This is a genomic window from Euzebyales bacterium (assembly GCA_036374135.1).
Lineage (GTDB): Bacteria > Actinomycetota > Nitriliruptoria > Euzebyales > JAHELV01 > JAHELV01.
On record DASUUK010000085.1, the window covers coordinates 1 to 5,057 of the forward strand.

A 5,057-nucleotide genomic window follows, 5' to 3' on the forward strand; every position below is an offset into this window, starting at 1 on the left:
CTGGCGGTTGGCAGTTGTGGCAGAGACAGGTAGTGCGCAGCGGGTCAGCTGCGTAACCGCGCCTCGCGTTGCGATCGCCCGACGGTTGCCCGGGCGATGAATGCTGAGCCTGCGTACGGCGAACCGCTGTCACCCCGACTCGAACGGTGGTGTAATCGGTGTGGTGGTTGAGATGCGTTCGGCGGCGTTGATCGGCCGGCACGACGAGTTGAACCGCATCCGCCTGCTGTTGCTCGAGGCTCGCCGCGGGTCGGGTGGCGTGCTGGTGGTCAGCGGGGAAGCGGGCGTGGGCAAGTCGCGCCTGATCGCCGAAGCGATGGCCGCTGCGGAGGCGGCCGGGATGGTCGTGCTGTACGGCCGCGCGATCGAGGACCGTGGTGTGTTCTGGGGGCTGGCGCAGGCGCTGCTGCCGCTGCTGTCCGACGACGCGCTTACCGACGTGGCACAGGTGCGCCCGTTTCTTCCGGCGCTGCAGCGGTTGCGACCGAGCTGGCAGCCTGCCGGCACGGAACCAGCGGCGACGGCCGACCCGCTGCTGGGGCTGGCCGAGGGGGTGCGGCGGCTGCTCGGCGCCGTCGGAGAAGGCTGCGGTTGTCTGCTCGTGGTGGAGGATCTGCAGTGGGCTGATCGTGACACGCTTGGTGTGGTCGAGTATCTGGCAGGCGCAGCCGCTGGCGTTCCGGTGTTGGTGACGGTTTCGGTGCGCAGTGATGAGCGGTCTTCTCCGTCGGTGCACCGGTTGCGAAGACACCCAAACGTCGTCGGCATCCATCTCGAGCGGTTGGCTGCTGATGCGGCTGCGGTCCTGGTGCGGGCCTGCGCCCGTGGGCAGGTGCTTCCCGGTGCGGTCGTCGACTTCGTGGTCGACCGGTCAGACGGTCTGCCACTGCTGATCGAGGAGGTGCTGGCAGGCCTGGTCGACAGCTCGTCGCTGGTGCACCGCGAGGGCGGATGGCAGGTCACCGGGGAGCTGTCGGCAGGCGTATCGCACACCTTCGCAGATCTGGTGCGGCGACGCCTCGCCGACGTGCCGGCGGCGGTTCGGCTGGTCATCGACGCCGCAGCGGTCCTCGGTGACGTGGTCGATTGGACGCTTCTGGAACCGGCGACCGGCCTGCCGGTCGCGGTGGTGACGGCGGGGCTTCGTGCAGCGGTCGCGGTACAGCTGCTGGAGGCCCGCGACGCGGCCGGCCGCCTGCGGTGGCGTCACCGCGCGATCCGAGATGCTGTGCTGTCGGAATTGATGCCTCCACAGGTGGCGACGTTCGCGGTGCACGCCGCCGAGGCGATCGAGCACCGCGACCCGCAGTTCACCGGTCCGGACGGGGCGCTGGCCGCAGAGTTGTACGTGCACGGCGGCCGGGGGGACCACGCGACACAGGTGCTGCTCGCGCTTGGCCGTCGTGCGCGCGCCCGTGGTGCGCTGAAGTCCGCGCACGACCTGCTGCGTCGCGCTGACGAGCTCGGCACCAACATCGCAGTGACCATCGAGCGGGTGGCGGTGCTCAGGCTTGCTGGGCGAGTCGATGACGCTGTAACGGTGGGCGAAGCAGCCCTGCCGTCAGCGCTGGGCGACGCGCACGCCCTGTTGTGTCTGGAGCTGGCGCGGGCGGCGGTCGCGGCGGGTGCGTGGGACCGTGCACAACAGTATGCCGCACGTGCGGGTCGGCTTGATGATCCCCGCATCGAAGCGATTGCTGCTGACGCCGCGTTCGGTGCCGGTCGGATCGGCGAGGCGGCCAGCCGCGCCGAACGGGCCGTGCGCCTGGCCGAACGCTCGGACGCCCCTGAGGTGGTGTGCGCAGCGCTGGAGGTCGTGGGGCGCTGCGCACAGCTGCACGACACGGCGATCGCCGAACAGGCATACCGGCGCGCCGCCCAGGTCGCAGACGAGCACGGACTGGTGGCCGCCCGCGTCAGCGCGCTGCTTGCGTTGACGATGGTGCAGTTCCTGGACCAGGACGTCGCTGAAGAACTGTCTGGGGTGCGCGACCTGGCGATCGACGCGGGCATGCTCGCGGCGGTGGCGAGCATCGACCTGCTGCTCGCAGACTGGCGGGTACTCGTCGCCGGACCCGACGACGCGCTCGCTCTGGCGCAGCGAAGCGCAGACCTGGCAGGTCAGCTGGACCTCACGTGGCTGCAGGCGATGGCGCTGTTGTGGGTCGCCGCCGGTCACGCGGAGGCTGGCCGGACCGGCGACACCGACGCCTGCGTGACCAGGGCCCGCGAGCTGGCACCCGACGCCCCCGACGTCATTGCGCTCTCCAGCTGCATCCGCGCCCTACCCCCGCTGCTCGCCCACGACCTGACCCTGGCGCGTGACCTCCTCGATGAGGGAATCGCCGTGGTCGAAGGCCACGCCAGCGCGCACCCCACCGTCTACTGGGGTCTGTGGGTGGTCGTGCGCACGGTGCTGTCTGACCGTGACACCCAGGCGCGTGACGGGCTCCGCGCGGCTCCAGCCGTGCTGCGCTCGACGAACCGCGCGGCACTGCGCTACGCCGACGCGGTCGCCGCCGCACGCGGCGGATCACCCGAGCGTGCGGTCGAACTCGCCGACGAGGCCGACCGCCTCCTAGCTGAGCAGCACTGGTGGCGTCGACTCCTGCGCGTAATGGTGCTCGAAGCCGCGCTCGCCGACGGATGGGGTGACCCGATCGGTGGCCTCCGCGCGCTCCTCGCAGACGTCAGCGACGGGCGTCCTGCGCAGCTCGTCCGCATCTGCCGGGATCTGCTGCGCGTCGCTGGTGCGCCCGTTCCACGCCGCGGCCGCGGCGACAGCGCGGTGCCGGCGCATCTGCGGTCAGTCGGCGTGACCAGTCGGGAGATGGACGTGCTCGTGCTGGTCGCGCAGGGCCTGACCAACGCCGAGGTCGCCGAGCGGCTGTTCCTGTCACGGCGCACTGTCGAGACCCACGTCGCCAACCTGCTGGCCAAGACCGGCGCCGGCAACCGCGCGCAGCTCACGCACGACACGCCGGTCGACTAACTCCGTAGCGCGTACGGATCACGCCCTGGACGCGATAGCAGACCCTGTCGCGGACGCTCCGCCAGATGACGAGGTCACCTGGATCGGCCCAAAGGAGGCCCATCATGCAATCCCACCACGAACCCGACACCGACGTCCGCTCCGTGCCCGTGCTCATCGTCGGTGCCGGCCCGGCCGGCCTCGCCGCCGCGATCACGCTGGCGAACAACGGCGTCGGGTCACTGCTCATCGATCGCCGCGCCGGCACGTCGACGTTGCCACGGGCCACCGCGATCAGCACCCGCACTATGGAGTTGATCCGCTCGTGGGGGTTGGAGGACGACGTCCGCACGGGCGCTGTCGAGGTGGAGGCGACGGCGTGGGTTACCGAGACCCTCGCCTCCCAGCACGGGCGGGAGGAGTCATTCGGCTTCCCGACACCCAAACAGGCGGCCGCGGTGAGCCCTACCGGTCCCGCGGTGGCACCACAGGACCACCTGGAACCCGTCCTCGTGCGTCACCTGCAAACCTTCGACGGCACCGATGTGCGGTTCGGCACGGAACTGGTCGCCTTCGACCAGGACGACGACGGCGTGACCGCCATCCTGCGTGAGGCGGACACAGCCACCACGACGCTGGTTCGTTCGCGCTTCATCATCGGCGCCGACGGCGCCCACAGCACCGTCCGGACCATCATCGGCGTCCCGATGCACGGCAGCGAACGGCTCGACGAGATCGTCACCGTGCTGTTCAGGGCACCGCTGTGGCCGGTCGTCGGTGACCGTCGCCACGCGATCTACCCGATCACCCACCCCGCCGCGCCAGGGCTGTTCGTCGCAGCCGGCACCACCGACCGCTGGCTGTACGCGTGGTCATGGGACCCCGACCGCGAAACCATCGCCGACCACACCCACGAACGCATCACCCGGCGCCTGCGGACCGCCACCGGCGTGGCCGACCTGCACCCGCACATCCTCGCCGTTGGCGCGTTCTCGTTCGCCAGCCTCATCGCCGAACGCTACCGCGCGCACCGTGCGTTCCTCGTCGGCGACGCCGCACACCGGATCACCCCGCGCGGGGGCACGGGCATGAACACTGCGATCCACGACGGCCACGACCTGGGCTGGAAGCTCGCCTGGGTGTGTCGCGGCTGGGCCGACAGCGAACTGCTCGACACCTACCACACCGAACGCTGGCCGATCGGCGCACGCAACGCGCTGCGATCGGCCACCGAGATGGAACGACCAGCGGCGCAGTACCTCGCCGATGACCTCAACGGCCGCGTCACACACGCCTGGCTGCCGGACACCCGCCCACGGCGGTCGACCCTCGACCTGATCGGCCCCGGCTACACGCTGCTCACCGGACCCCACAGCGCCGCCTGGCAACAGGCCACAGCGACGACCTCCACAGACGCGCCGATCATCGTCCACACGCTGGACGCCGCCACCGCGCACACCATCAACATCAACGCCGGCGGCGCCGTGCTGCTGCGACCCGACGGGCACATCGCCGCCCACTGGCACACACCCCCCGACAACGCCGCTTACGCACTCCTGCACGCCGCACATGGCGCCACCCACCCACCCGTCACACCCGCACCAGCCACCTTGACTGGCACCCGCGCACGGTGATCGCCAGGGCCTGCCCCCGGTCACCCGCGTCATGGGATGGTCGCCGCCAGCGAGGCGCGGCCGCGCCCCCGTGCGGCTAGCCACCACTGAGCACGAACGACACGAAGAAGCCAGCCGCAGTGACGAAGGAGTGAGCGGGCGCCCTCGTTCAAAGCCTCGGGTACGCGCGGTGCCGGAACGCCGCCGCGACGAATCCGCGGCCCCTGACCGCGTGACGGCCGCCTGCGCCGCGCCGCGACCACCCCGCATGCTCCTCGAGATACGCCAGCGTCGCAGCCACGGCAGCGTCATGGGCGTCACGCACTCGGATGCGATGTCGCTGCCCCCGAGCACCCACAACAGCGACACGCTCTTCGGCGCGCGGAACGCGAGGTCGAACCCTGGGACCTTCCGCGACGCCCGCAACCCGTCGAGCGATTCCCCGTCGGCGTCACAGCCGCCAAGTACCCTTC

General features: G+C 70.9%; 2 protein-coding genes. Both read left to right on the plus strand.

Translation table 11 applies throughout. From position 1 onward, the window contains the following. Positions 1-172: 172 nt before the first annotated feature. Positions 173-2,992, plus strand: a complete 2,820-nt coding sequence (locus tag VFZ70_14860; GenBank protein HEX6257085.1) for an AAA family ATPase — start codon at positions 173-175, stop codon at positions 2,990-2,992. 104 nt (positions 2,993-3,096) lie between these two features. Further along, a complete protein-coding gene (locus VFZ70_14865; GenBank protein HEX6257086.1) occupies positions 3,097-4,605 on the plus strand; it encodes an FAD-dependent monooxygenase in 1,509 nt (502 codons plus the stop codon). Positions 4,606-5,057 lie beyond the last annotated feature (452 nt).